Genomic DNA, 24,510 nt, shown 5'->3' with positions numbered 1-24,510 from the left:
ATATTTAAATGGTTAAGGAGGTGCGAAAAATGAAAAGCAAAATTTTAATTGCTGATGATGAAGCTGACATTGTAATAATGCTTAGCAGGTTCTTTGAAAGTAAGGGCTATTATGTTCTCAAAGCTACAAATGGACTTGAAACATTAAAGCAAGTTGAATATAATCCCGATATTATTTTACTTGACATCAATATGCCGGGATTGGACGGATTGGAGGTTTGCGAGCGTATTCGTAATTATGTATCATGCCCTATTCTTTTTCTTACCGCAAGGATTGAGGATACAGATAAAGTAAAGGGCTTTTCTGTCGGTGGTGATGATTATATTGTCAAGCCCTTCTCGCTCGTGGAATTGGAAGCAAGAGTACACGCCCATTTACGCCGGGAAAGCCGCCATACTTTTGAAAAGCAATTAAGATTTGCCGGAGAACTCACAATAGATTTTTCGGAGCGTAGCTTATTCTGTAAAGGCGAAAGGGTTATGCTTGTGAAAAAGGAGTTTGATATTGTAGAACTTCTCTCTCAAAATTCAGGGCAGATTTTTGACAAGGAACGGATTTATGAAAGAGTTTGGGGATATGACTGCGAGGGTGACTGCAGCGTAATAGCAGAGCATGTACGCAGAATACGAGCTAAAATTGCAGCATATACAGACAAGTCCTATATTGAAACGGTTTGGGGTGCGGTTATAAATGGAGAAAATGAAGCACCTTTGGCGTAATTTATCTTTGAGAAAGAGCATTGTACTTTATGTTTTTGTGTTTGTCGTCATTGCTCTTATTTCAAGTATGGCAACAGCCCTATTCTGTAATAATGCGGCTGAAAATATTAAAAATTCATATCCAATAACAGGTGAAAAATATTATCTGACAAATGAAAATGGGGAACACTTAGGCGAAGGAAGTTATATTGGTACTGCCCCCGCAGCTTTATCTCCCAAAGACGAGCAGCTTATATCTTTATATGGAATTGTGCCGATTATAGCAACACCGTTGTATTCTGCACTATGTATTATTGCCGCAGCTTTATTGTTTTACAGGAACAAGCTAAAAAAACCGCTTGCAGAACTAAAGGCGGCTTCGGAAAAAATTTCAAATAGCGACTTAGATTTTTCTATCACCTATAACAGTAAAGACGAATTAGGACAGCTTTGTACTTCTTTTGAGGTCATGCGCTCTACTCTTGCAAATAATTTTTCTGAAATGTGGCATCAAGTTGAAGAACGCAAACAGCTTAATGCTGCTTTTGCTCATGATTTGCGTACCCCCCTTACCGTATTAAAGGGCTATGACGAAATGTTACAGGTAAGTAATGACGATATGACGAGGGAAATCGCCCTTACAATGGGAAAACATATTTTTCGTCTAGAGTGTTATATTGACAGCATGAGCAGCTTGCGGCGATTGGAGGACGCACAGCCAGAGTATACAGAAATATCGTTGCAGAAACTTTTATCTTATTTAATTGAAAGTGCAGATATGCTATGCACACAGAGAAACAAAAAACTATCCCTGCAAAACAATACGACCTCAAAATACTTAGTCCTTGATAAATCGTTTATTTCGCAGGTAATCAATAACTTGATTTCAAATGCTCTCCGTTATGCCGTTTCAATTATTACATTGACTATTGAGGAAAAGGATAATGGATTGCTGCTGTCGGTATCTGATGATGGCAAAGGCTTTTCTAAAGACATTTTGAAAAAGGCAGCAACCCCTTATTTTACCGAGGAAGAAAATCATCTTGAACACTTTGGATTGGGATTATATATCTGTAAGGTGTTTTGCGAACATCATGGAGGTTATCTTAAACTTGAAAATCTTTCGATTGGTGCAAAGGTATCTGCCTTTTTCAAAACTCCATCTTTGTAGATAAAAATGATTTATAACTGTTCGGTACCCTCACAGTTACAAATCATTTTTCAATCTGAAGCAGCCCCTCTTCCCGGAGATATTTCAAAAATGCATCACATCCTTCTACCACATCCCGATAAGTCTCATCGAAGCATGAGCTATACCAAGGATCTCTAATATTCGAATTCCTACCGGCATATGAAAGTAACAAAGCGATTTTTCCACCTTTGTGTCCCGTCATACGTTCCATATTACGAATATTCATATCATCCATTCCAATCAAATAATCATAGTCGTCATAATCAGATTTCTTAAGCTGTACGGCACGTTTTCCCTCACAGGATATCCCATGCTTTGCGAGTTCGGCCTTTGCCGGCGGATAAACCGGATTGCCTACACCATTCCATATTTCTTCCGTACTGGTGGCTGCGGACGCAATATAGAACTGATCCTCCACGCCTAATCCCTTGACTTTCTCTTTTAAAACAAACTCAGCCATTGGGCTTCTGCAAATATTGCCGTGGCAGACGAATAATACCTTTATCATATATAAAAATCCTCCTTAAATACCGTAATATGCCGTGTTTTGCTGCGGCCAGACAGACCGTGGAAAGATTCGTTGTTCTGTTTCGCAAAGGAAGTGTTAAATTATTACACATCCAACATAGCCAGATAACTATCCAGTCTCACATTCACATACCCCGCAAACAACTTCTCCATCGTATCCAACTTATGCTTCACATGATATTCATCAAAGGCATTATAATAAGCAATCCTATCTGCAAATTTAATATCAATCGGCGGGTACCCTGCTTTCATCAATTCCAGGTTCACAAGTAGTCGTCCGGCCCTACCATTACCATCAATGAAGGGGTGGATACCCTCAAACTCAATATGAAACCGCGCAAGCCGGGGAATGATATGCTCCGAACTATTTCGATAAGCTTCCAACAACTGTTCCATCTTCGGCTGAATCAAATATGGCTGCACCGGCTCATGCTTTGCACCCATGATTCTTACCGGAACTCTTCTGTAGACACCGCGGTCATCTCTTTTATCTGCCAATACCAGATAATGAATCTGCTTGATGACATTCTCCGATAAAGGCACCCGATCTTTTACCAGTTCCCGCACAAAATCAAACGCCTCTTTATGCCCAACCGCTTCCATATGGTCTTTCAGCGGCTTTTGGTCAATTGTCAAGCCTCGCAACACCATATCCGTTTCACGCAGGGTCAAGGTATTTCCTTCAATCGCATTGGAATTATAGGTGTATTCTACAACAAACTCCTCTGTCAGCCGTTCTGCTTCGCCCGCCGTCAAAGGACGTCTGGAATCCAACGCCTTCTTCTTTCTATCAATGATTTTCAGCAAACTTTCAGCAGTTTTAAACCGCCCGTCCTCCGGCTTCCTTGCATCGACTGGAATCATCCAACTGCGTCCCTCACGGATAACACCCGGAATTTTACCTTCCGAACATAAGATTCGAACTCTTCTATCTGAAATGCCCCATTTCCCTGCAGCCTGCTTCACTGTCATATACATAATTCTGCACCTCGTTTCAAAAATTAGTATATCCCATAATCGGAACAATAGCAATGACATCGGAACAACATTTCATCCACATCGGAATAATACAAAAATCTAAGAGCAATTTTTACATCCTTCCGAACCGACCCGCGCACAATCACCTCTCCATTCATGAAGAGAGCCTTTTCATAACATACTAATACATTATATCTTTGTCCTTCTACCTTCATGTCATTCCTTTTAATACTGAATATAACAATTTCCATATTGCTATGCCTTTATTCTCCGGATATATATGCTGTTATATATGGTGGCATTTCACTGCGATTCATCTTTTCATATTCTTCTTCTGTTCCCGACCAAATGATAGAGAAATGTAGATTTGGATTCCCATTAACTATATCTATTATATCTTTAGTATCGTATATTTCATTCATAGTTTCAGTAAGATTCTTTTTTGATAAATAATCAATATCTTCTATGTTAGCTCCATTATGTATTTCATCTGCTGTTTGTATGTATCCAGTGCCTTCTATCTTAATTGATTCTACCATTTACTTTGCTTCTTTAGCACTAACTAAAGAAACTCTTTTGATTGTAGGCTTTTCTTTATTATCGCCGCCTCTTATTATAAATCAATATAAATACTAAAAAAGGGATTTCTTTTGAAGAAACTCTATATAATCCTCATGCACATACGTATGTCCAACTATTTTTCCTTCCGCATGACCTTCTGCTAATTTTTCAAATAGAGTTTCAAGAAACTCTTGAAATAATCTTCCGCTAAAAGCTTGGCCAACAATATCTAAAATATTTTGCACATCTTCAATTTTGGCCAAATCATATGAATTTAATGATTTATCAATATATGATTTACAATCCCAAGCTTCATTTCTTTTAGCATTTAATTCTTTTTGATAAAATAATATATGTAATAAATCATAATCCTGCGCAGACATAAAACTATGATAATCTTCGCACATTTTTTCTTCCATTTTATAATACTTATAACTTTTCCAAGCATCACTTATCGCAACAATATTATTCGGTAATGATAAATTTAGAATCCAGTAGCCGGAAATTGATACATCAATCCATTTAACTTCTTCAGCACTGTAATTTAATCGAATTAACTTGGGATAATTATCTTTTCCGCCAAACAGACGCATCAACATTTCTATATTCGCTCCCGTTACAAACATATCCAATTCTCCTATAGAATTGCTATAGAATGCCTGATGGGTAATTACGATACTATTAAATAAGGAATTCATAAATGCTCTTGTAAGCATATTTTTATCGAATAATACTACCGTAGTAATAAAAGATTCCAACAAACCACTAAACAACCTTAAATCATATAACTTTGTATCTACTATAATTTCTTCTATATCATCTTTAATGGAATCCAGATATTCTGTTACCGCCGCCTGTTTTTCTTTATCGTCAAATGTTTTATTATTTAAGATATCATGTACGATCGATATTCGTGCCTCAGAAGAAATAGTCTTTCTGTATTCTATGCAATTTAATTTGCTCCTCAAAATATCATGAACAAATTTTTCACCCAATATTTCAGAATTACATACTATGATTACTTTCATACCATATACTTCAATAATCTCATTTATCAGTCCAACAATCGCAATATATTTATCAAAATCCTCTCGTTCGGAATTTTTATTTACAAAATCCTCTACTTTTGAAAATGCTTTTTGTACAGAGTCAAATTCTTTCTTAATCTCTTTAAATTCATTTAATGCATTTCGTCCCTTTGTAACATCACTAAGTAAAAAAGATGATTTTCTATATAAATGTGATGAGTATTCATTTGTAATTGTTCTTGAAGTAATTCGTTCGAAATCATCGAAAATGAAAATAGATTCCTTTTCAACTGAATCGTAACCATATGATTTTTTGAGAAGCTTTGCTATTGGTTCTCCGATAACCGGCAGAAATTGCAATACCTTTATCGTAAGTGCATAAAATGAATTATCTTCTTGCTCAATGGTACGGCTGATTTCTTTTACCAAATCTTTTCGAGAACTAAGTCCAAAACAAGAAATCCTAAATACTTTCACTTTAGAATGTCTATAATATTTATCAAAAAATTTTCTCACTTCATATGTTTTTCCGGATCCCCATTTACCTGTAATAAGGAAACACCTTGGAATATTTGAATCATGCAAATACCTGAAAACACTTTCTTCGAATCTATCTTTTCCTCTCTGTTTTTTTAGCCGCCAATCCCAAATCAGTTGAATTATCCACATTAAAACTGCAAATATGAAAAATGCAACAATTATCATTCTGAAAATATTTTCAAACCAAAAGTATATATTTTTAATGGTCACCAATTCAATATCTACATACCAATTAACAAAATACTGACAAATAGCTTTGCATATTTTTCGCAATGCTTCAATTCGATATAATAAGATGCAAAAAACACTAATAATACCCAGAAAATCTATCAGTCTTTTTGTTTTCAGAAAAATTTCTTCAATTATTTTTATCCAAATATTTTTTTCCATATATGTTCCCCTCAAATCATCCTTTGCCTTTCTGCCGACACCTAAGCCTCTATAGCCGAGGTTAATATAAGTGAAGCATACCACTCAATTTTATCTTAATCAACTAGGATTTGTTGAATTATGTTTGGTTAAAATCAAACGAAGTCCACCTTCCTAAACAATAGGAAGGTGGACTTTTATGACCTTTGAAGGATATCTCGAATATCGCGATATCAGTTATTTATTCATTTATTTCTCACAGCTTAGCTGCTGCTTCCTTATCTACCACTACGGTAAGGCTGGGATGAAAGGAAAGAAGGGTAGACGGGTATTTGGGATCTAATTTGCCGTTTACCAATCGACTGATAGCTTCTGCCTTTTTGCTGCCTGTTGCAATGAGCAAAAGATTTTTGGCTGCCATAATGCTGCGCGGTCCCATAGTGATGTAGTAATCAGGAATATGTTTTCTCTCTCCGTTAAATTCATCCACCAAACGCTCTTTTACCCAATCCTCACAATCCACCTTCACGGTCCAGTCTTCGAATTTGGTCGTTCCGGGAAGATTTCCGCAAAAATGACCATCACTTCCAATACCGAGTACTATTAAGTCAAGTCCCCCGTCGGCTGCTATTCTCTCATCTTGCGTTTCATAATTGTACTGATCCAGCTTATGTATATTTTCCTCGGCTATACCGGCAGGAGTAAGGAATGCATCTCTCAGACCCGATATCGTAACTCCTTCTCTGTCTTCTGCACGATATGGAATCTCATCAAAGTTATAGAAATGTGCATTTCCAAAGTATGTCTTTCCTTTCACCTGGGGGGTTAAAATCTCATACATACGACTAGGAGTCGTGCCTCCTGTAATGCTTAAATTAACACGATACGGCTTGTACATATATCCCAATAATTGTTGTGCCGCAATCATACTCATCTCTTCCAACGTATCTGTTATAATGACCTTCATATAATCAAATCCTCCATTCCGGCGTCTTCACGCCTTTTCTAATATAACTGTTCCATACCTTTACAGTTACCTATTATTCATTTAGTTCTCTTGTGCATCCTGTGCTTGTATACTTTTTCTTCCGAAGAATACAATGAGGAAAGTGACAGCAATCGTCACTGGAATACCTATTACGATACCTATAAAGCCTTCACCTATGGTAGCAGGAATCGTCAAAATACTAGACATTACCATCGCATATTCAGCAGCACCAAAGATAGAAGTAATCATACCTCCCACACCTCCGCCGACTGCTGTAGCTATGAGTACGATCTTATACTTCAAAATTACACTGTATAAAGCAGGTTCTGTAACTCCCAAATAACCGGATACTGCTGCTGACAAAGATAAATCCTTCATCTTGCGGCTTCTACTTACAAAATATACTGCCAGCGGAGCTGTCGCCTGTGCAAATACACTCATGTAATTCATAGCGCCAATCGTCGTTCCTCCAAAACTAGATATCTGCTGCTGTACAATGACGCGCATTGCGTGGTGTGTTCCCGTGAAAACGAGGAAAGGACGAGTTGCTCCAATAATGAAGCCAGCAATCGCCGGTGAAAGCTGCAACAACCAATTAATACCGGCTGCCACATATTCTCCCGCATAGAATCCCAGGGGAGCTAAAATAGCAAGCTGTATCGGTACCATAATAAAAAGAGTGAGCATTGGTGTAAAAATAGTACTGAGCAGATCGGGTATCTTCTGTACAAAAAAACGATATACATAACTCAATATCCATACGGAAAAAATAATCGGAATAACAGAAGAAGAATAATCAATGAATGGAAGAGAAATTATTCCGAACAGGGAAAGTCCGGCACTTTCTCCTCCCAATCCATTTATAATTGTAGGATACATTAACGCACCCGCTAACGCGAGAGCCATATATTCATTGGTTTTGAACCGCTTAGCTGCACTTACTGCCAGCAAGAACGGATAAAAATAAAACATACAGTCAGAGATTAAATTCAAAATCTCAAATCCGTTGCTACCCCATTCTATCCATCCAAAATACCAGAAAGTAAAAAGAAACCCTTTAATCATACCTCCACCGATAATAGGCGGAAGACTCGGAATCAAAATGGAGGAAAGTGTCTCCATCAGTTTTGCAAACCAATTCTTATTTTGCTTATCCGCAGGCTTACCTTCGCCCGCCGAAGCTACAGTTAAATCTGGCGGAAGAATTTCTTGCAGATCATTGAAAACTTTTCCTACCTTGTTTCCTAAAATAACCTGATATTGCCCTGCTTTATTCTGTACGCCTAACACCCCATCCAAGGCTTTTATCTTTTCCGTATCAACCTTGGTTTCATCCAGCAAAGTAAAGCGCAGACGTGTAATACAATGCGTTACAGCACTTACATTGTCCTTGCCCACATAATCTAATATCTGCTTCGCTAATTCTTTATTTGTCATTTTTATACCTCCTTTAAAATTTGTAAGAAATAACATATTCCTTATTTTCATTTTATATAAATCTTCTTTATATAAATTACTTTTTATATAAATTATATATAAAACTTGAGAATATTATTGTATTTATGCATAAATTGTTTTAATATACTTCATATATTAACAATCATCTTCGTAATATTCTATAACATATTATTTTATTATTTTATCATATTCAATACTGACTAGGAGATAATAGTGAACGTAAAAGAAATCTATGAAAAAATCTTCCGCTTAACCTCAAGCGAACAATGGCATTTGCAAAACCCCGGGAAACCGAGCCCGGTTTACGAAAACATGAAGACTGAATTAATCCAAGATAAAGAATGTTATCGATTTAATTTTCCTAATACTTTGAATGGATATACTGTTGGTGTTTTAAAAGAGACTCGTTTTACCGATATACCTTTTCATTATCATACCGATATGGAATTGAACTATGTTTATTCGGGCAGCTACCGGTTTGTTATCAATGGTAAGGAGGTTACGTTAAAACAAGGAGACCTCTGTATTGTAGATGCTGATGTGATACATAACGCTTTTTACAAAGGAGAAGAGGATATTGTTTTTAATATTGTATTTCAAAAAAAGTTTTTTAAAGATAAATTTGTGAATTGGATCGGTGATAAAGGAATCCTTGGAGACTTCATCCTTTCTTCTATAAATCAAAGCCAACGGCATGATAAATATTTAATCTTCCACACCAACCACCTGGAACAAGACCAACTAGTCAGTTCACAACTAAAGGGGTTTTTCAATCTTTTAATTCAAGAATATTATCATCCTTCCTTATATAAAGGAGATTTAATGGAGCACTATCTTTCCGCTATATTCCTTCTACTGATCAATGCTGCTGCGATAGATGGGGGAAATTATTTTGAAAACCGCAAGGATGACAGCGCTATTATTAAAATCCTTAAATATATCGAAGAAAACTATTCCAAAGAGGAATGCCGTCTTGAAAATATTGCCAGAGAATTGCATTTTTCACAGAGCCACTTATACAAACTCATCCGAAAAAGTACAAACTCCAGCTTTTCTCAACTTAAAATCAAGCAGCAAATGGACATGGCTGCGCTACTTTTGAAGACTACAGATTTACCTATCTTAGATATCTCCGAAGAAGTCGGATGTAAAAACCGTACCTTTTTCTATGAGAAGTTCAAGGAACTCTTCGATATTACTCCGAGCGAATATCGAAATAAGGCCAGAAGAAATCAGAGTTAACAAAATGATATGCCGGGGGCAGGGAAAAGTACGACTCCTATCGTACTTTTCCCTGCCCCCGGCATACCAGTCAGAATAGTATTATTCATAGAAAGCACTCTTTCCCGGACTATCCCAAATAAGCAATCACTTCTACCTCGCAAAGAACGTTCTTCGGAAGTTCCTTCACTGCCACACAGCTTCTCGCCGGATTCTCCGTGAAATAAGCTCCATATACACTATTAAAGGCTGCGAAATCAGACATATCAGCCAGGAAGCAAGTTGTCTTTACTACCTTCGCATAATCGGTACCGGCAGCTTCCAAGATCGCTCCGACATTTTCCATTACCAACTTCGCCTGTTCCGTAATGTTCTCTCCGCGAACCTCTCCGGTCGCCGGATCGAGTGGAATCTGTCCTGACGAAAATAACATATCGCCCACAACAATTCCTTGTGAATACGGCCCTATCGCCGCAGGTGCCTTATCCGTAGCTACTTTTTTTAACATACTTTTTTCTCCTTTTCATATCCTATGTCCGCCTCGGCGGATTCAAAATCAAAAGCCGAAAATCATTCTTCGAATCGTGCCATTACATAAAAGCCTCTATCGTTTTCCACAATCTTCGTCACTACCCCTTCCCTGGCGAGCATCCGCTCCGAAAAGGGAACGTTCCCCGACATGGCAAGCGACGGATCTATCGTGTAATAATAGTTGCTGGGCAGAACACCTTCCGTCACTGTTATGGCATCCCCTTCTTTCAGCAGCCCCTGACGTTCCATCTTAAATTCCATTTCCCGCATAGACATGCTCCTCCCTTTCACAACAAAACAATGTATATCATTCGATTTTGGTATTCAATATATTATTGTACAAGGCTTTTCTAACTTCTTCAACTGATTTCTTTATTTATTTTTGCGCAATGATTCCCGTGGTAATAGAAAAATGCGCTGCCGTAAAAGAAGCCGTCTCATCTCCCACCCTCACCGTTACCGGGAGAGCCTTTTCCGTCTTATTGAAGACAACGAATACTAGTCTGCCGTCGGGGTTCTTAAAGGCTGTTACCTCCAACTCCTCCGTATATCTGGAAAAAGCGATGCGCGTCGACCCAGGTGTCAAATAACGGCTGAAATGCTCAATGGCCGATTTGGTGAAGCGTTCGGTCAGCACGCCTTCCTTTGTCTGAAAAAGATAGGGTGCATCACAGAAATTCTCCGCATGGTTCGGGCCTCCCTTTTCGTCTAGCAGGATATTCCAATCATAGACCCCTGTCATTCCAGCGTTAAGATTTCCGATAATATCATGGGCATATTTTTTCACATTTTCGAGTTCTCCTTCCGCACCGTATTTGCTATATTCGATGCAGGCCTCCGAGAGAATCAGCTTTTTATCGGGGAATCTCTTATGTACCAATTCCACCGCCTCGAAGTGGTCACCGCTATACCAGTGAAAGGCGATTCCCGCTACTATATGATCGGTAGTCTCATCGATAATAGTACAAGCCCTTTCATATACTCTCTCCTTGTTATGGTCCCAGATAAATATCTCTATTTCCGCCAGACCGTTCTCTATCAAAGCCGGATACAGATAATCTCTCAAAAATATCTTCTCTTCCTCCGCCGTATAGATACAGGAATCCCAAGTCTGCACCGCTTTGGGCTCGTTCTGGATGCTTAATTTCTTAACGAGAAATCCTTCCTTTTGAAGTTCCTTAATATAGTGGCAGAGATATTCCGCATACAGTCTCCGGTATTCAGGCTTAAGGCTGCCTCCCCCTATTCTTTTTCCGTTAGTTTTCATAAAAGCCGGAGGGGACCATGGGGAAAGCATTACTTCGATATCCTTTCCATACATCTTTTGTATATCTTGCCAGAGTGGATAGATATACTTTTTCTCCCTTTCAAGAGAAAAAGTGGCGAATTTCTCATCCCCCTCCACAATTGCCTGAAATTGCTCTGTGGAAAAGTCGCAGCTATCGATAGGAACGCGTACCGTGCAATAGCCCATTCCTTCTTTGCCAAAATAGGCTTCTAGCAGCTTCTCTTTATCCGCTTCCTTCATCCGGGAATAAACATAACCCGCAGAATCCGTCACCGCTCCGCCGAATCTTCTTTATAATTTGGCAGGATGAAAAAAACGGAAACTTATGATATACTTATAATTAATTATTTGAAACTTGGAGAGGTGGTAAGACTATGCTCGATCAAAATGAGATACGGCTATTAGAGAAACATCTGACCTTTTGGGATAAACTGACCGATAGGCAGAAAGATATGTTTATCAATCATACTACCGTCACCTGTTATAAGAAAGACAGCTCTATTCACACTGCCGACCTGGACTGCGTCGGTCTGCTTCTTCCCAAAAGCGGTTCTCTTCGAGTATATATCCTTTCTGAGGAAGGCAGAGAAGCCACTCTTTATCGTATTTTACAAGGTAACGTCTGTATTTTATCCGCTGCTTGTGTTCTCCAGGCAATTACTTTCGATGTATCCATAGACGCCATCACAGATTGTGAGCTACTTCAAGTGGGCTCCTCTACTTTCTCCACCCTTATGCAGGAAAATGTCTATGTGGAAGCCTACGCCTACAAGATGGCGACAGAACGCTTCTCCGATGCCATGTGGGCAATGCAGCAAATATTATTTATGAGTTTTGATAAAAGACTTGCGATTTTTCTGTTAGATGAAACAGCCAAGACAGGTTCTTATCACCTTAAGATGACACATGAAGAAATTGCTAAATATATGGGAAGTGCAAGAGAAGTGGTCAGCCGGATGTTAAAATACTTCTCATCCGAAGGACTCGTGCAGCTCTCCCGCGGCGAAATCCTTATCACTGACCGTAAAAAATTAATGACTCTTATTTAATTTCATCTTCTCTCTGATTACCTACTGCAGCATTTGCATGATTTCTGCTTTTGATTTTGCACCGATCGTTGTATTCACTGCATTACCGTCTTTGAATACCATCAGAGTAGGAATGGTCATTACACGATAACGTGCTGCCAAATCTCCCTCTTCGTCTACGTTTACTTTGCATACTTTCACATCGGTAAGTTCTTCCGCCAATTCTTCCACGATGGGCAGGACCATACGGCAAGGGCCGCACCAGGATGCCCAAAAATCTACTAATACAGGCTTATCGGAATTCAAAACCTCTTGATCAAATGTTTCCTTCGTTAAGTTAATTGCGCTCATATCATTTCCTCACTTTCTACTTCTTTTGCTTTTACTTGATATTTCATGTTACTGTTTACTGTTTTTATCCTTCGGGCCATATCTCATATTATTTGATTCCACCCTTTTATATGAATAGATTCACATTCGCCTCTTCCGCATCTCCCAGATAGGAAGCCACTCCGGCAAGCTCTACACCTTCTATTAGTTCTTCCTTGGTGATACCCATAACATCCATAGACATCGTACAGGCTACAAGCTTCACACCATTTGCCATGGCCTGCTTCATTAACGCTTCCAGGGAATCTACATTTTTATCTTTCATTACCTTCTTCATCATAGCAGTTCCCATACCGGCCATATTCATCTTCGATAGCTTCAGCTTCCTCGTTCCTCTGGGCATCATAGCGCCGAACATTTTCTCGATCAGGGATTTTTCTATGAATTGCTTCTCCGGTTTCCTAAGGGCATTCAATCCCCAGAAGGTGAAGAACATCGTAACCGGACGTCCCATAGCAGCCGCTCCATTGGCAATGATAAAGGATGCGAGTACCTTATCCAAATCCCCGCTGAATACAACCATTGTCTTTCCTTGCTTATCCTGACTGATCATTCCTGTACTACACGTATCTATATTATTTACCCGGCATTTATCGCTTCCCTTTTCGATAAGAACAGTGTATTGTCTCTCCTTGCGCTCGGACTTAAGGAGTTCATTCCCCGTCCTTCTGCACCATGCCTCCACATCCCTTGCGAATCCCATATCGGTGGAGCAGACTTGGAGGACTTCTCCTTCCTTCATTTCACACAGAGCTTCATTCACTTTCATAATCGGTCCGGGACACTGCATTCCACAACAATCCACCACTTTGATTTTCTTATTCGCTATCTCTCCGGCAAGCCTATCACCCTCGCTTTCTTCCGAGGTTCCGGCGGAGCTGCCATCTTGCTCTTTATGAGATAATGTACTCATCCTATCCTTGTAATGCATGGATTTATAAAAAGTCATTCCGCCTGAAAGAACTTTTACATTGGAGAATCCATTCTGCATCAATATTCTGGCACCGTTGTATGCCCGAACACCGATTGCACAATAAACGATAATCAACTGGTCTTTAGGTAATTCTATCATACGTTCCCTTAATTCGCCAAGAGGAATATGGTAAGAATCCTTCACCGCGTATATTTCCCGTTCTACCGCCTCTGTTACATCCAAGATGGTAACGTCTTTTCTTTCTTCTTCCAACATCTGATCCATCTCATCATAGGAGGTGAAACTCACCAAACCTTCCAGCACATTCTGTGCCACGAAGCCCAACATATTTACCGCATCCTTGGCTGATCCGTAAGGAGGGGCATATGCCAACTCCAATTCTGCCAGATCGTATACGCTTCCATTCAAACGCATTGTCGTAGCGAGAATATCGATTCGTTTATCCGCACCATCTTCTCCGATTACCTGGGCACCTAATATTTTCCCATCTTTATCGAATAACAGCTTCAATGTGAGCATTGCTGCCCCGGGATAATAGCCAGCGTGAGATTTCTGATCGATGATAACGGAGTGATAGTCCTTCTCTTTTATAAGACCTCTCGCCTTCAATGTCTTCTCGTTCACACCTACGGCAGCCGCCGTCAAATCGAATACTTTCGCCACGGAAGTCCCCTGTACTCCTTTATAACTTCTATCCGTTCCCGTCATAACATCCGCCAGAACACGAGCCTGTTTATTCGCCGGCCCTGCGAGGGGTACCATGGTTCTATCTTTTAACGTATAATTCTCAGTCTCTATTACATCTCCCACCGCATAAATATCCGGCACAGAGGTTCTCATATGTTCATCCGCGATAATACCGCCCCTGGCATTCAATTCGATGCCGGCCTCTTTTGCTAATGTACTGTTTGGGCGAATACCGATGGAGAGAATCACCATATCCGCTTCTATTATTTTCCCGCTGGAAAGGTGAATCTGAGTTCCTTGCCCATCATTTTCAAAGGCGGCAACACCATCTCCCAAGACCAGCTCCACCCCATTCATCTCCAGATTCTCATGAAGAAGCTGCGCCATCTCATAGTCTATGGGAGCCATCACCTGATTTTGCATTTCGATAATGCTCACATTCACTCCGGCTTCATGGAGGTTCTCCGCCATCTCCAGACCAATAAAACCGCCGCCGATTACTGCCGCTCTTTTCGGCTTATTTACAGATATATATTCCTTGATGCGATCCGTATCGGGGACGGTCCAGAGCGTGAAAATATTCGGAGCATCAATTCCCGGAATCGGGGGCTTCAAAGGAGAAGAACCAGTCGCAATAATGAGCGCATCGTAGCTCTCATCGTAAGTTTCTCCCGTCTGCAGATTCTTTACCGATACCGTTTTCTCCTCCGTATGAATCGCCGTCACTTCATTACGCACTCGAACTTCAATATTGAATCGCCTTTTCATTGCTTGCGGCGTCTGCAATAGAAGGTCATCACGCTCTTTGATCGCACCGCCAATATAATATGGAAGACCACAGTTAGCGTACGAAATATAATCTCCCCGCTCTAATATGATAATCTCCATATGTTCATCCATTCTTCTAAGACGTGCCGCAGCAGTAGCTCCTCCTGCGACACCTCCTATAATTACGGTTTTTCCATACTTTTTCTTTTCCATATCCATCACTCCTATCAGGCTTTCGCTTTTCATAGTTACAACATAACATAAAAGCCGGAAGTCTTCCGTGACTTAATCACACTCTTTTGGAAAAGATCTCCTATTCTATAGGAAAGAACTTATTACATTACAGTATAAAAGTTCTTATTAACCTGTTATGGTCTCAAGCACAACGCCATGAGCAATGCCCGGCACTGTCTGTCCTTCATTGAAACTCGTTTTCGAAAGGAGGGCTCCGGTAGGTACGAACAATACTCGTTTCCACACACCTTCTTCTAACTTTTTCAGAATGTAGGCCGACAACGTGACCGCGCTGCATCCACAGCCGCTTCCCCCTGCATGGGTATCCTGCTCCTTCGCATCATAAATCTCAATTCCGCAGTCCATATGCTGCCCGGATATATCGATTCCCTTCTTATTCAGCAAATCGATAAGTGCATGCTGCCCCACAGTCCCCAAGTCTCCCGTAATAATCTTATCATAATCCGAAGGTCTTCGATTGAAATCCATTAAGTTCTGATAGATGGTATCGCAGGCTGACGGTGCCATGCAGGCTCCCATATTCATGGAATCTTTTAATCCGTAGTCCATGATTTTCCCTGTTGTAATTCCGGTAATCGCCGCCCTGGACTTCGCTCCTTTATCACCGCTTAGAACGAAGGCGCCGCTTCCTGTCACTGTCCACGAAGCGGAAAGAGGGCGTTGATTGCCATATCCTAAGGGAAAACGAAACTCCTTCTCCGCGCTGGCAAAATGGCTGGATGTCACACATACTACATGTTCTGCAAATCCCCCTGCAACCGTTATCGCTCCCATACTAAGCGTCAGTCCGCAGGTAGAACAGGCACCGTACATTCCGATAAGAGGCATCTCATAGGATGCCAAGCCGAAACTGCTGGCTATCGACTGCCCCAGTAAATCACCGGCAAAAATATAACGTATTTCTTCTTTCTTCATGCCTGCCTTACCCAGCGCCAGATACACGGCGTCTTTTTGCAGGCTACTCTCCGCTTCCTCCCAGGAAGCACAGCCAAACATATCATCCTGACCTATCATATCAAATAATTCTGCCAAGGGACCTTGCCCCTCCTTCGTACCGACAACACTGGCACTTTCCCTGATATAGACAGGCTCTTTCATTTCTATGCTCTGTTTTCCGATGGCGTATCCACTTTTTTCCTTGCTCATACTATACCACGCTTTCCCAATATATTTTATGTATAGTATTATTTGAAAAAAAACGAAATTTATTCAATTCCTTTGTTCATCAGAAATTGCTTCCATATTTCATAGTATTGTGCCTTCAAATGAATCTCATCCGTCGTATAATCCTTCTCCAGATTGCCATTCTTATCGCACACTACTTCATTGACATCGATATAAAATATTTGTCGATTGTCCGCAAGCTGCGCAATCGCATTATTTCTTTCATTAATATTCGTGTTATTGAAAATAGGATCGGTTGCGTCCTTCTCTTGTGCCACTCGCATAATGCCTTCCACGAAGATGACCGCCTCCGGCTGTAACTGCCTGATCCGCTCCACTACCTTTTCATATTCCTTCATAAAGGTCTGCGTCGTTCCGGTCCCCAGCTCGTTAATACCGAGCATAAGATACACTTTCCCATACTGCTTCTTCTGCAGGGCATCTTCTATCGTAATCTTTTCCCCTGTTTCCTCGTCTTTCATTACTTCCTTGGTCAGCACATCGTATATGGTCAACGACGTCTTGGCAAAGAAATCGCTTCGTTCTCCCAAGCCTCCGTATTCAAAGAGACCTACCGTTCTGGAATCGCCTATAAAAGCGGCATCATCGAAGTAATCCTCTCCTACTACTTGGAACTCTCGAATTCTATCCTCTTGTGTATGCTCTCCCTGAACGAGGATCTCTTTCCCACTTTCATCAGGGATCGCTTCCACTTTCAGAGGAGAGCCGGTTGTTCCATCCACGGCCTTATCGGGAGATCCTTCCCCATCTTTATTTCCCATCGGAAGATTCAACGCTCCGGATACTGCCTCTATTACGGAAGAAGTGCTGAAGTTCATATGTTCCAATGGATATTCCCCCTTGCTGATCCCTTCCATCACCAGAGCCGCAAAGGGAGTCTTCCCCCATTGATATTCATAATCTTTATATATGGAATTTTTTCCGATTATTCCAAGCGAAGTAAAAAGCATACCGCTTATTACAAGGCCATAAAATAACGGACACTTCCTTATCCATTTCATTATCTCACCTTATTTCCTGCCTAAAATTTCAAATATGCGAAGGGATTATTCCCCATGCTGACCGTAATATAAACGGAGAGCCAGAAGATGCAGACCAGACCTGCGATCACTATCGGATGCTTCCTATGCTTGCCTAGAAAACGATAGACAGATGGAATACACCAGAGGATGCCAGCCGCCAGATACGGACCATACATACTCAAGTATTTCACGATATCCTGTGAATTAACTGCAATTCCCTCTCCCCCGATCAATGGAAACATCCTGCCTAAATATACGAGAAGCTGACCCATATCCGTGATGGCAAACAGCATCCATGTGACAGGGAGCAAAACAAGCATATAACACCTGCCCAGAATCGAATATTTCTGCAGCCATTTTCCCAGCCAAAGCTTCTCCATCATAATAATCAAAAAGAGAATAAGTCCCCACAAAATAAAGTTAGGGCTGACACCATGCCAAAATCCGGTCAGAATCCATACAATCAGCAGATTGCGCACCGTCTTACCCATTCCTTCCCGGCTGCCTCCCAGAGGAATATAGACATAATCCCTGAAAAATCTTCCAAGCGTCACGTGCCACCGCCGCCAGAACTCACTAACGCTGCGCGAAGCGTATGGATGATCGAAATTCATAATAAAAGGAAAACCCAGCATCATACCGAGCCCCGCCGCCATAAGAGAATATCCCCAGAAGTCAAAATATAGCTGCATAGAATAAGAAAAAGCCCCCAGCCATGCGAGCAAGGTGGATATGCTCTCATAACCTATGGTATGGATATCCTTCCAAAGAATCGCCAGACGATCCGCAAGGAGCACCTTTGTTCCCATTCCCAAAATAAAGAAATAAAGCCCCTTTTCAAATTGTTCCCAAGAGTAAATACGCTTCTCAAGTGTGAATCCGCCCTCCGAGAAACGCATAACCGGCCCAGATACAATCTGAGGAAACATCATAAAATAAACAGCGGTACGTTTAAATGTTGGCAGTTCCTTAATTGTCCTTTTATAGATATCCATCTGAAAGGAAATCATTTTGAACGTATAAAAGCTAAGCCCTAAAGGCAGTATTTCATTTCCAACAAATGCACCGAGCATTTTAAATATAACTAATAGCCCTACATCTAATAATAGGGCTGCTGCTAACCAATACTCTCTCTTTTTTCCATATAAGCTTATTTTTTTCGCCAGAATATAATTCATCCATACGGATACCAAAAGAAGCAGTATGAAATACGGCTCTCCTACGGCATAAAATACGACGCTCCCGAACAATAACGCCGTATTTCTGTATTTTTGCGATGTTATATAATAAATGGCTAAGAAAATCGGCAAAAAACGAAACAGGAATTCCATCCCGGAAAACAATACCATTTTTCTCAATCCTTACATTCTTCTGAATTTACATTGTGTCAAGGTAACTGTTCGGTACCCTCACAGTTACGTATTAAGAATAATTATATTGTAACACCGCAGGTTTCTAATCTCAATAGACAACCCTTAAAATAATCTTAATTTTATTTAGCAATTGTTACCTATTCACTCCGTTCTCTGTAACGCAAAATTTTTCATATGTACAAACGTCTTCCCTTTGTAGTAAGATGAACAGGGTGAAAAACTTTCACCCCCTGATTTGTATACATGCTAAAGCATGCAGATGGGAGCCAAGCGTAAAAAATAACATATGGAGTTTTATAATACAACAATGAAGACTAAAAGTAGATTTTATCAACAGACATTTAAACTGGTAATTCCCATCGTTATACAGAACTTACTAAGTGCTGCGGTAAGCTCCGCGGATGTTATTATGCTTAATTCGGTAGGACAGAGCTCTATTGCAGCAGCATCTCTCGCAGCCCAATATTCCAGTATTTTATTCATGGTTTATTATGGTCTGGGAACGGGTGCAACTATGTTGTGCGCGCAATATTATGGAAAGGGAGATATGCGTGCAATCGAAGCGGTGGAAGGAATCGCACTTCGCTTCTCTCTGGTCATCTCCATTCTATTCGCGGTTTGCGCCTTTAGCATTCCGCACCTTATGATGAGAATTTTCACTAACGATGTTGAATTGATCGCATTAGGAGCTCTCTTTTTGCGTTATATGAGCGTCAGCTATTTATGCTGGGGCTTAATTGAAATCTACCTTTCCATCCTAAGAAGTATCGGGAGGGTCGTTATCGGCACGGTACTCAATTCCGTTACGATCAGCTTCGACATCTTTCTGAATGCTGTATTTATTTTCGGTTTGTTCGGCGCCCCTAAGCTCGGCATCATCGGTGTTGCACTCTCCACTTCTATTTCTCGTGTGCTGGAATTGATTGCATGTTTCGTCATATCCTATTACAGCAAGGATATTAAACTTAACTTGAAACTTATGTTCATCCACAATAAATTGCTGCTTAAGGATTTTTTCCGCTTATCCTTACCGGCTCTTGCCAACGATGTTTCCTGGGGCGTTGCATTTTCCATGTATTCGGTTATCATCGGTCATCTCGGGGCAGATGCCGTCGCTGCCAACTCCTTCGTTTCTGTCATTCGTAATTTCGGCACGATCTTCTGTTTCGGGGTTGCCAGTGCAGGAGGTATTTTATTAGGCAAAGAAATTGGCGAGAACCGTCTGGATGACGCCCGCACCAATGCAAAAAAATTAATGAGACTTACGGTTCTCAGCGGGCTGTTGGGAGGACTTCTCGTTTTAATCGCTATTCCCTTTGTCCTGAAATATGCAGCGCTAACCGATACGGCTCTTCATTATTTAAAATATATGCTCTTTATCAATACATATTATGTTATGGGAGCCGCTGTCAACACAACGTTGATTGCCGGAGTTTTCCGAGCCGGTGGCGACAGTCGTTTCGGCTTTATCTGCGATACCATCGACATGTGGTGCTATGCCGTACCGTTAGGTTTCATCGCCGCCTTTGTCTTGCGTCTCCCCGTCCTATGGGTATACTTTTTGCTCTGCACCGATGAGTTCGTCAAATGGCCATGGGTCATAAAACATTACAAGAGCGGAAAATGGTTAAAGAATATTACACGAGATAATTTATTTGAGGATGCCTAAAGGCATCCTCTTTTAGAACCATCCGAAGCTTTTTCCCAGCCAATACAATAAACCAAGAACCCAGCTCGTAACAATACCATATAAAATCACAGGTCCGGCTATCGTAAATATTTTGCATCCGATACCGAATACTTGTCCCTCTTTTTTGAATTCAATGGCAGGGGCTGCCACAGAGTTGGCAAATCCTGTAATCGGAACAAGGGCCCCTGCCCCTCCAAACTTTACAATACTGGGATAAACATTGATACCGGTGAGCAAAATACTCATCAATATAAGAAGGAGGGAATTCCAACTGCCTGCCGTCTCTTTATCTAGTCCCAGTGTCTGTGTGCAGTAGTTCAAGATAAACTGACCGATGACACATATGATTCCTCCTACCAGAAATGCCTTCAACATCTGCACCCACAAGTTATGAGTCGGGGTGACCTCTTTGACATATTCTTGATATTCCTGCTTTATCTGCTCTTCCATCGCTATAACCTCTCTGAGAAATTTACTTTGTAACTGTTCACTACCCTCACAGTTACATTACTTTTATCTTCTCTCAGTATGCGGATTTTCATATGATTTTATGCAAGATCTTTCTTTTTTACATTCCCTTTACATTCCCCCATGTAGATAAATGGCCTTTATAAAATATATAAGGCTTCCGGCGACCTTACCCAAGGCCATCGCAAGCACTGCGATGCCGAGTCCGTGCCGGAAACCAATTCTTCTCGAGAAAATAGGAATGGAGTTAAGCATTTCTGCAATAGCCAAAGCCAGACAGCCTATAAAGATTCCCGCCAGCGAGCCGGATACCATAAGAATTCCTGTACCTGCCACATGCCAGACCGCCTCCGTATACACCTCTCCAAATAAATGCTTCTCAATAACGAAGTCGCCAATCCTTCCATAGCGGCTGAAAATACTTAAAAAACAACCAAATATAGTTCCCGCGATTACCGCCTCTTCAAAGAGGATAACTTTCCGGCCAACGTGTAACTTCCCTGCGAATCTGGGGATTAGACCGACGGATACCAGAACAGTAAAGACACCGCCTGAGGCAAAAAAACCGAAACTCAGTCCCATAGCACCCAGCAAAAGCTGTTTAAGAAACATCAATGGTCTTTCCCTCCCTGTCTGCAGTTTCCACCAAGGCGTTATCCACATCTTGTTCGTAGATGCGCATTTCTACCTCTATTGGCGTAGGATCCTTGGTAATTCTCCGTCCGCCGATGTGGTTAAAAAATACGATAATCCCGACGGAAAGCCCGATAGAATAAGACAGTTCTAAAATCGTATAACCTCCCGCGGCCTCTCCCATCACAAGTTCATATACCTTGCTGAATACTTGGTGAATCCCTACATCGTTATGGAAGGCCATAATTGTAAATGCGGTACCGAAGAAACTAATCCCCGCCACAAAAAATATTTTAAGAAATACTAAAAATCCTTTTTTCTTATCCGCCTTCACACGCTTAACGAGAATATCCGTCTCTCCGATATTCTCCACATCCACATTCGGACAAGCTTGTTCTATCATTTCTATTAATTTCAGCACGCCAAACACTTGGCGCGTCTGTCCCTTTTCGCCGAAACGGTGAATCTTTATCGATTTCACTTTCGCCGTAATATGGGAATCCGCACAATATACCTGAGCCACATCCTTAAAAAATACATCTTCCGTAGTAACCTCTACGTTCCGCCTCGCTTTTAAATAAAGAGTTTCTGACGCCATTTTCTCACTGCCGCCTCCATTAATTCATTCCTCGTAACTGTTCAGTACTCTCACAGTTACATTCCTCTTTATTATTGCGTATCGTCTCAAAATTATACGAAAGCAAACGGTAAATATCAGTAACAGTGAGAAAACCGAACTGTTACATCATTATAATTCTAGATAATCGTATATTCCATGTATTCGTAATGAAGCTTCGTTCCCTCTGTAATCTCCTCCGGCAAAAGAGCCCTCGCAACAAGCTTAAGCTCCTCATCCACATTATCTATGCGCCTTAAATTAGCATAGTCCCCTTCTATATTAACCACCACGTAATCGAATACATTCATTCGTTCTTCCTCCTATCCATCGCCATCTTTCGATATAAAAGGTATTTTGTTCCCTTACAAATAGTATAGCGCTGCACAGAAAAAAGTACAACTATAGTAACAGTTCAGCCTTCAATACCGCGAAGTCAAAATTGTTTCTCTATGCAATTTTGCGAGTACTGCAAGCGCCAAAATGCCATGCCAAATGCTTTATCTTGGTATTTTTAGCATTTTGTGTGCATTAATTGTTACTGTGAAGCAAGGCTGAACTGTAACCAACTATATGAGACTTTCTCTCATACGGACTAAAATCCTTTTTTCCATACGGCTTACCTGTACCTGACTGATTCCCAGCCTTTTCGCCACTTCTACCTGAGTCTTGTCCTGAAAATATCTTAAAATAATAAGCTTCCTCTCCTCCTCTTTCAGTTCACCCATTAATTGCTCCAATAGCATATGGTTTAACAACTTTTCGTTGGCATCCTTTTTCTCAGGCAGCTTATCTACCAGATAGATTTCATTTCCCTCGGACTGATATACCGATTTGTAAATGGATTCCACCTCCACATTCGCCTCCATAGCCATTACGATATCTTCCACCGTCAGTTCTGTAAGGGCCGCAATTTCTTCGAGAGTCGCTTCTCTGCCTTGTTCTCTTATGATTCTTTCTGCCGCCTGCTTCACCTTCCAGCCATTCTCCTTTAACGTTCTGCTCACCTTCACCATTCCATCATCCCGCAGAAAACGTTTGATTTCTCCGCTGATCATAGGGACCGCATAAGTGGAGAACTTCACATCAAAGGATAAATCGAATTTATCGATGGCTTTGATCAATCCGATGCTCCCTATCTGGAATAAATCCTCCGCTTCATAGCCTCTTCCTAAAAAGCGCTTTACAATATGATGAACCAGCCCCAGATTTTTCTCTATCAGTATCTCTCTTGCTTCTTTATCACCAGCTTGTGATTTGGCAATCAGGGCTGTTACTTCCTCCATAGCTACTCCTCATCCTCTATCCACGGGGTACAGCCTATTTTCTTCTTCATCTGTACCGTCGTTCCCTTTCCCACTTCAGATACCACTTCTAAGTCATCCATAAATGCTTCCATAAAGGGGAAACCCATTCCGGATCTATTTAACTCCGGCTTCGTTGTAAACAATGGCTCCATGGCCTTTTCTATATTTTCGATGCCATTCCCTTTATCGATAATTTCAATATGTAATACATCTTTCTCAATGGAACAATTAATTTCCACCTTGCCATCTTTTTTTCCATCATATCCGTGAATAATTGCATTCGTCACCGCCTCCGATACCGCCGTCTTTACATCCGACATTTCCTCCAGAGTAGGGTTTAAGAATGATATAAAAGCTGCTACGGATATCCTTGCAAAAGATTCATTTTCCGACACCGCATCAAATTTCATCTTCATTTCATTTTTCATCTCACTGCCCATGCCTTTCTCCTAGTCCATGATTTCCACTATTTTATGTAAGCCTGATATCATCAAAAGATGTCTGATCCGCCTGTCCATATTAACTGCAAACACCTTACCGCCAAAGCAAGAAATCTTCTTATATCTTCCCATAATAATTCCTATTCCGGAACTATCCATAAACTTCGTATCCTCAAAATCGAATACTACATTGCTCACACTATTATGCATAATAAAACGGTCTGCATTTTCGCTTATGTACGACGATTGGTGATGATCGATCTCCTCCGGCATCCTCACCATAAGATAATTGTCGATTACTTTGAAATTCTCTTCCATGCGCTTCTCCTTCCTC

Annotated in this window: 26 protein-coding genes and 2 pseudogenes; 5 read left to right on the top strand and 23 right to left on the bottom strand. The window is 40.8% G+C overall.

The window, feature by feature from the left end; translation table 11 throughout:
* Positions 1-29: 29 nt before the first annotated feature.
* Positions 30-703: pseudogene (locus RBB56_RS14045) on the top strand (response regulator transcription factor).
* A complete protein-coding gene (locus tag RBB56_RS14040; protein WP_306719594.1) occupies positions 691-1,869 on the top strand; it encodes a HAMP domain-containing sensor histidine kinase in 1,179 nt (392 codons plus the stop codon). Before RBB56_RS14045 ends, RBB56_RS14040 begins: the two are co-directional and overlap by 13 nt.
* Before the next feature lie 43 nt (positions 1,870-1,912).
* On the opposite strand, the gene RBB56_RS14035 is transcribed toward RBB56_RS14040, so the two are convergent.
* The 7 genes from RBB56_RS14035 to RBB56_RS14005 all read right to left on the bottom strand — a co-directional run bounded on the left by RBB56_RS14035 (position 1,913) and on the right by RBB56_RS14005 (position 8,319).
* A complete protein-coding gene (locus RBB56_RS14035; RefSeq protein ID WP_306719593.1) occupies positions 1,913-2,398 on the bottom strand; it encodes a low molecular weight protein-tyrosine-phosphatase in 486 nt (161 codons plus the stop codon).
* Between the two features lie 104 nt (positions 2,399-2,502).
* Complete coding sequence (locus RBB56_RS14030; protein ID WP_306719592.1) at positions 2,503-3,396, bottom strand: Fic family protein; 894 nt, start codon at positions 3,394-3,396, stop codon at positions 2,503-2,505.
* 23 nt (positions 3,397-3,419) lie between these two features.
* Complete coding sequence (locus RBB56_RS14025; protein ID WP_306719591.1) at positions 3,420-3,647, bottom strand: hypothetical protein; 228 nt, start codon at positions 3,645-3,647, stop codon at positions 3,420-3,422.
* Positions 3,648-3,659: 12 nt separating this feature from the next.
* On the bottom strand, positions 3,660-3,935 hold the full coding sequence (locus RBB56_RS14020; protein WP_306719590.1) for a hypothetical protein: 276 nt from the start codon (positions 3,933-3,935) through the stop codon (positions 3,660-3,662).
* Positions 3,936-4,028: 93 nt separating this feature from the next.
* Positions 4,029-5,915, bottom strand: a complete 1,887-nt coding sequence (locus RBB56_RS14015; protein ID WP_306719589.1) for a P-loop NTPase fold protein — start codon at positions 5,913-5,915, stop codon at positions 4,029-4,031.
* A gap of 235 nt (positions 5,916-6,150) precedes the next feature.
* Positions 6,151-6,861 carry a glucosamine-6-phosphate deaminase gene (locus RBB56_RS14010; protein WP_306719588.1) on the bottom strand — a complete coding sequence of 237 codons (711 nt, stop codon included), beginning with the start codon at positions 6,859-6,861 and terminating at the stop codon, positions 6,151-6,153.
* Positions 6,862-6,942: 81 nt separating this feature from the next.
* The gene (locus RBB56_RS14005) at positions 6,943-8,319 is read right to left on the bottom strand and encodes a PTS transporter subunit EIIC (protein ID WP_306719587.1); all 1,377 of its coding nucleotides are present in this window, start codon (positions 8,317-8,319) and stop codon (positions 6,943-6,945) included.
* Positions 8,320-8,652: 333 nt separating this feature from the next.
* Between RBB56_RS14005 and RBB56_RS14000 the strand changes: the two genes are divergently transcribed.
* Entirely contained in the window at positions 8,653-9,582 is a 930-nt protein-coding gene (locus RBB56_RS14000) for an AraC family transcriptional regulator (RefSeq protein ID WP_306719586.1), read from the top strand.
* 109 nt (positions 9,583-9,691) lie between these two features.
* Here RBB56_RS14000 and RBB56_RS13995 read toward each other — a convergent pair whose 3' ends face one another.
* The 4 genes and pseudogenes from RBB56_RS13995 to RBB56_RS13980 form a co-directional block, all read right to left on the bottom strand.
* Positions 9,692-10,069: a RidA family protein gene (locus tag RBB56_RS13995; protein WP_306719585.1), complete on the bottom strand. Its 378-nt coding sequence runs from the start codon at positions 10,067-10,069 to the stop codon at positions 9,692-9,694.
* A gap of 62 nt (positions 10,070-10,131) precedes the next feature.
* Positions 10,132-10,362, bottom strand: coding sequence for a hypothetical protein (locus tag RBB56_RS13990; RefSeq protein ID WP_306719584.1), 231 nt, complete (start codon positions 10,360-10,362; stop codon positions 10,132-10,134).
* A gap of 106 nt (positions 10,363-10,468) precedes the next feature.
* The gene (locus RBB56_RS13985) at positions 10,469-10,678 is read right to left on the bottom strand and encodes a glycoside hydrolase family 30 beta sandwich domain-containing protein (RefSeq protein ID WP_306722162.1); all 210 of its coding nucleotides are present in this window, start codon (positions 10,676-10,678) and stop codon (positions 10,469-10,471) included.
* Positions 10,679-10,687: 9 nt separating this feature from the next.
* Positions 10,688-11,656 (bottom strand): annotated as a pseudogene (locus RBB56_RS13980) (glycoside hydrolase family 30 protein); the annotation flags it as partial.
* A gap of 98 nt (positions 11,657-11,754) precedes the next feature.
* Between RBB56_RS13980 and RBB56_RS13975 the strand changes: the two are divergent.
* Positions 11,755-12,429 (top strand): Crp/Fnr family transcriptional regulator, encoded by a 675-nt coding sequence (locus RBB56_RS13975; RefSeq protein ID WP_306719583.1) that lies wholly within the window; start codon positions 11,755-11,757, stop codon positions 12,427-12,429.
* Positions 12,430-12,450: 21 nt separating this feature from the next.
* Here the strand turns inward: RBB56_RS13975 and trxA are convergent, their stop codons facing one another.
* From trxA to RBB56_RS13950, 5 genes are all read right to left on the bottom strand, one after another.
* Positions 12,451-12,759, bottom strand: coding sequence for a thioredoxin (trxA, locus tag RBB56_RS13970; protein WP_306719582.1), 309 nt, complete (start codon positions 12,757-12,759; stop codon positions 12,451-12,453).
* A gap of 106 nt (positions 12,760-12,865) precedes the next feature.
* Positions 12,866-15,406: a CoA-disulfide reductase gene (locus tag RBB56_RS13965; protein ID WP_334307476.1), complete on the bottom strand. Its 2,541-nt coding sequence runs from the start codon at positions 15,404-15,406 to the stop codon at positions 12,866-12,868.
* Between the two features lie 141 nt (positions 15,407-15,547).
* Positions 15,548-16,588, bottom strand: a complete 1,041-nt coding sequence (locus RBB56_RS13960) for a stage V sporulation protein AD (protein ID WP_306719580.1) — start codon at positions 16,586-16,588, stop codon at positions 15,548-15,550.
* A 59-nt stretch (positions 16,589-16,647) separates the two neighbouring features.
* A complete protein-coding gene (locus RBB56_RS13955; RefSeq protein ID WP_306719579.1) occupies positions 16,648-17,628 on the bottom strand; it encodes a GDSL-type esterase/lipase family protein in 981 nt (326 codons plus the stop codon).
* A 20-nt stretch (positions 17,629-17,648) separates the two neighbouring features.
* Complete coding sequence (locus RBB56_RS13950) at positions 17,649-18,998, bottom strand: MBOAT family O-acyltransferase (RefSeq protein WP_306722161.1); 1,350 nt, start codon at positions 18,996-18,998, stop codon at positions 17,649-17,651.
* Positions 18,999-19,329: 331 nt separating this feature from the next.
* Here RBB56_RS13950 and RBB56_RS13945 point away from each other — a divergent pair, with 331 nt between their 5' ends.
* Positions 19,330-20,691, top strand: coding sequence for an MATE family efflux transporter (locus tag RBB56_RS13945; protein ID WP_306719578.1), 1,362 nt, complete (start codon positions 19,330-19,332; stop codon positions 20,689-20,691).
* Positions 20,692-20,703: 12 nt separating this feature from the next.
* Here RBB56_RS13945 and RBB56_RS13940 read toward each other — a convergent pair whose 3' ends face one another.
* The 7 genes from RBB56_RS13940 to RBB56_RS13910 all read right to left on the bottom strand — a co-directional run bounded on the left by RBB56_RS13940 (position 20,704) and on the right by RBB56_RS13910 (position 24,494).
* The gene (locus RBB56_RS13940) at positions 20,704-21,162 is read right to left on the bottom strand and encodes a SpoVA/SpoVAEb family sporulation membrane protein (protein WP_306719577.1); all 459 of its coding nucleotides are present in this window, start codon (positions 21,160-21,162) and stop codon (positions 20,704-20,706) included.
* A 129-nt stretch (positions 21,163-21,291) separates the two neighbouring features.
* The gene (locus RBB56_RS13935; protein WP_306722160.1) at positions 21,292-21,792 is read right to left on the bottom strand and encodes a stage V sporulation protein AB; all 501 of its coding nucleotides are present in this window, start codon (positions 21,790-21,792) and stop codon (positions 21,292-21,294) included.
* Complete coding sequence (locus tag RBB56_RS13930) at positions 21,782-22,411, bottom strand: stage V sporulation protein AA (RefSeq protein ID WP_306719576.1); 630 nt, start codon at positions 22,409-22,411, stop codon at positions 21,782-21,784. Before RBB56_RS13930 ends, RBB56_RS13935 begins: the two co-directional genes overlap by 11 nt.
* Positions 22,412-22,569: 158 nt before the next feature.
* Entirely contained in the window at positions 22,570-22,740 is a 171-nt protein-coding gene (locus RBB56_RS13925) for a chorismate--pyruvate lyase (protein WP_306719575.1), read from the bottom strand.
* A 258-nt stretch (positions 22,741-22,998) separates the two neighbouring features.
* Positions 22,999-23,715, bottom strand: coding sequence for a SigF/SigG family RNA polymerase sporulation sigma factor (locus RBB56_RS13920; protein WP_306719574.1), 717 nt, complete (start codon positions 23,713-23,715; stop codon positions 22,999-23,001).
* A gap of 2 nt (positions 23,716-23,717) precedes the next feature.
* Positions 23,718-24,164 (bottom strand): anti-sigma F factor, encoded by a 447-nt coding sequence (spoIIAB, locus tag RBB56_RS13915; RefSeq protein WP_306722159.1) that lies wholly within the window; start codon positions 24,162-24,164, stop codon positions 23,718-23,720.
* Positions 24,165-24,185: 21 nt separating this feature from the next.
* Positions 24,186-24,494 carry an STAS domain-containing protein gene (locus tag RBB56_RS13910; protein WP_306719573.1) on the bottom strand — a complete coding sequence of 103 codons (309 nt, stop codon included), beginning with the start codon at positions 24,492-24,494 and terminating at the stop codon, positions 24,186-24,188.
* Positions 24,495-24,510: the final 16 nt, after the last annotated feature.

Origin of the sequence: Kineothrix sp. MB12-C1 (genome assembly GCF_030863805.1) — a bacterium.
In the GTDB taxonomy this organism is placed as follows: domain Bacteria; phylum Bacillota; class Clostridia; order Lachnospirales; family Lachnospiraceae; genus Kineothrix.
The sequence above is the reverse complement of the archived record's forward strand: the minus strand, read 5'-3'. Positions and strand labels throughout refer to the sequence as shown.

Excerpts from the sequence above, each read along its gene's own strand:
- RBB56_RS14040 (WP_306719594.1), top strand. The coding sequence starts at position 691 with ATGGAGAAAATGAAGCACCTTTGGCGTAATTTATCTTTGAGAAAGAGC.
- RBB56_RS14035 (WP_306719593.1), bottom strand. The coding sequence starts at position 2,398 with ATGATAAAGGTATTATTCGTCTGCCACGGCAATATTTGCAGAAGCCCA.
- RBB56_RS14030 (WP_306719592.1), bottom strand. The coding sequence starts at position 3,396 with ATGTATATGACAGTGAAGCAGGCTGCAGGGAAATGGGGCATTTCAGAT.
- RBB56_RS14025 (WP_306719591.1), bottom strand. The coding sequence starts at position 3,647 with ATGGAAATTGTTATATTCAGTATTAAAAGGAATGACATGAAGGTAGAA.
- RBB56_RS14020 (WP_306719590.1), bottom strand. The coding sequence starts at position 3,935 with ATGGTAGAATCAATTAAGATAGAAGGCACTGGATACATACAAACAGCA.
- RBB56_RS14015 (WP_306719589.1), bottom strand. The coding sequence starts at position 5,915 with ATGGAAAAAAATATTTGGATAAAAATAATTGAAGAAATTTTTCTGAAA.
- RBB56_RS14010 (WP_306719588.1), bottom strand. The coding sequence starts at position 6,861 with ATGAAGGTCATTATAACAGATACGTTGGAAGAGATGAGTATGATTGCG.
- RBB56_RS14005 (WP_306719587.1), bottom strand. The coding sequence starts at position 8,319 with ATGACAAATAAAGAATTAGCGAAGCAGATATTAGATTATGTGGGCAAG.
- RBB56_RS14000 (WP_306719586.1), top strand. The coding sequence starts at position 8,653 with ATGAAGACTGAATTAATCCAAGATAAAGAATGTTATCGATTTAATTTT.
- RBB56_RS13995 (WP_306719585.1), bottom strand. The coding sequence starts at position 10,069 with ATGTTAAAAAAAGTAGCTACGGATAAGGCACCTGCGGCGATAGGGCCG.
- RBB56_RS13990 (WP_306719584.1), bottom strand. The coding sequence starts at position 10,362 with ATGCGGGAAATGGAATTTAAGATGGAACGTCAGGGGCTGCTGAAAGAA.
- RBB56_RS13975 (WP_306719583.1), top strand. The coding sequence starts at position 11,755 with ATGCTCGATCAAAATGAGATACGGCTATTAGAGAAACATCTGACCTTT.
- trxA (WP_306719582.1), bottom strand. The coding sequence starts at position 12,759 with ATGAGCGCAATTAACTTAACGAAGGAAACATTTGATCAAGAGGTTTTG.
- RBB56_RS13965 (WP_334307476.1), bottom strand. The coding sequence starts at position 15,406 with ATGGATATGGAAAAGAAAAAGTATGGAAAAACCGTAATTATAGGAGGT.
- RBB56_RS13960 (WP_306719580.1), bottom strand. The coding sequence starts at position 16,588 with ATGAGCAAGGAAAAAAGTGGATACGCCATCGGAAAACAGAGCATAGAA.
- RBB56_RS13955 (WP_306719579.1), bottom strand. The coding sequence starts at position 17,628 with ATGAAATGGATAAGGAAGTGTCCGTTATTTTATGGCCTTGTAATAAGC.
- RBB56_RS13950 (WP_306722161.1), bottom strand. The coding sequence starts at position 18,998 with ATGGTATTGTTTTCCGGGATGGAATTCCTGTTTCGTTTTTTGCCGATT.
- RBB56_RS13945 (WP_306719578.1), top strand. The coding sequence starts at position 19,330 with ATGAAGACTAAAAGTAGATTTTATCAACAGACATTTAAACTGGTAATT.
- RBB56_RS13940 (WP_306719577.1), bottom strand. The coding sequence starts at position 21,162 with ATGGAAGAGCAGATAAAGCAGGAATATCAAGAATATGTCAAAGAGGTC.
- RBB56_RS13935 (WP_306722160.1), bottom strand. The coding sequence starts at position 21,792 with ATGTTTCTTAAACAGCTTTTGCTGGGTGCTATGGGACTGAGTTTCGGT.
- RBB56_RS13930 (WP_306719576.1), bottom strand. The coding sequence starts at position 22,411 with ATGGCGTCAGAAACTCTTTATTTAAAAGCGAGGCGGAACGTAGAGGTT.
- RBB56_RS13925 (WP_306719575.1), bottom strand. The coding sequence starts at position 22,740 with ATGAATGTATTCGATTACGTGGTGGTTAATATAGAAGGGGACTATGCT.
- RBB56_RS13920 (WP_306719574.1), bottom strand. The coding sequence starts at position 23,715 with ATGGAGGAAGTAACAGCCCTGATTGCCAAATCACAAGCTGGTGATAAA.
- spoIIAB (WP_306722159.1), bottom strand. The coding sequence starts at position 24,164 with ATGAAAAATGAAATGAAGATGAAATTTGATGCGGTGTCGGAAAATGAA.
- RBB56_RS13910 (WP_306719573.1), bottom strand. The coding sequence starts at position 24,494 with ATGGAAGAGAATTTCAAAGTAATCGACAATTATCTTATGGTGAGGATG.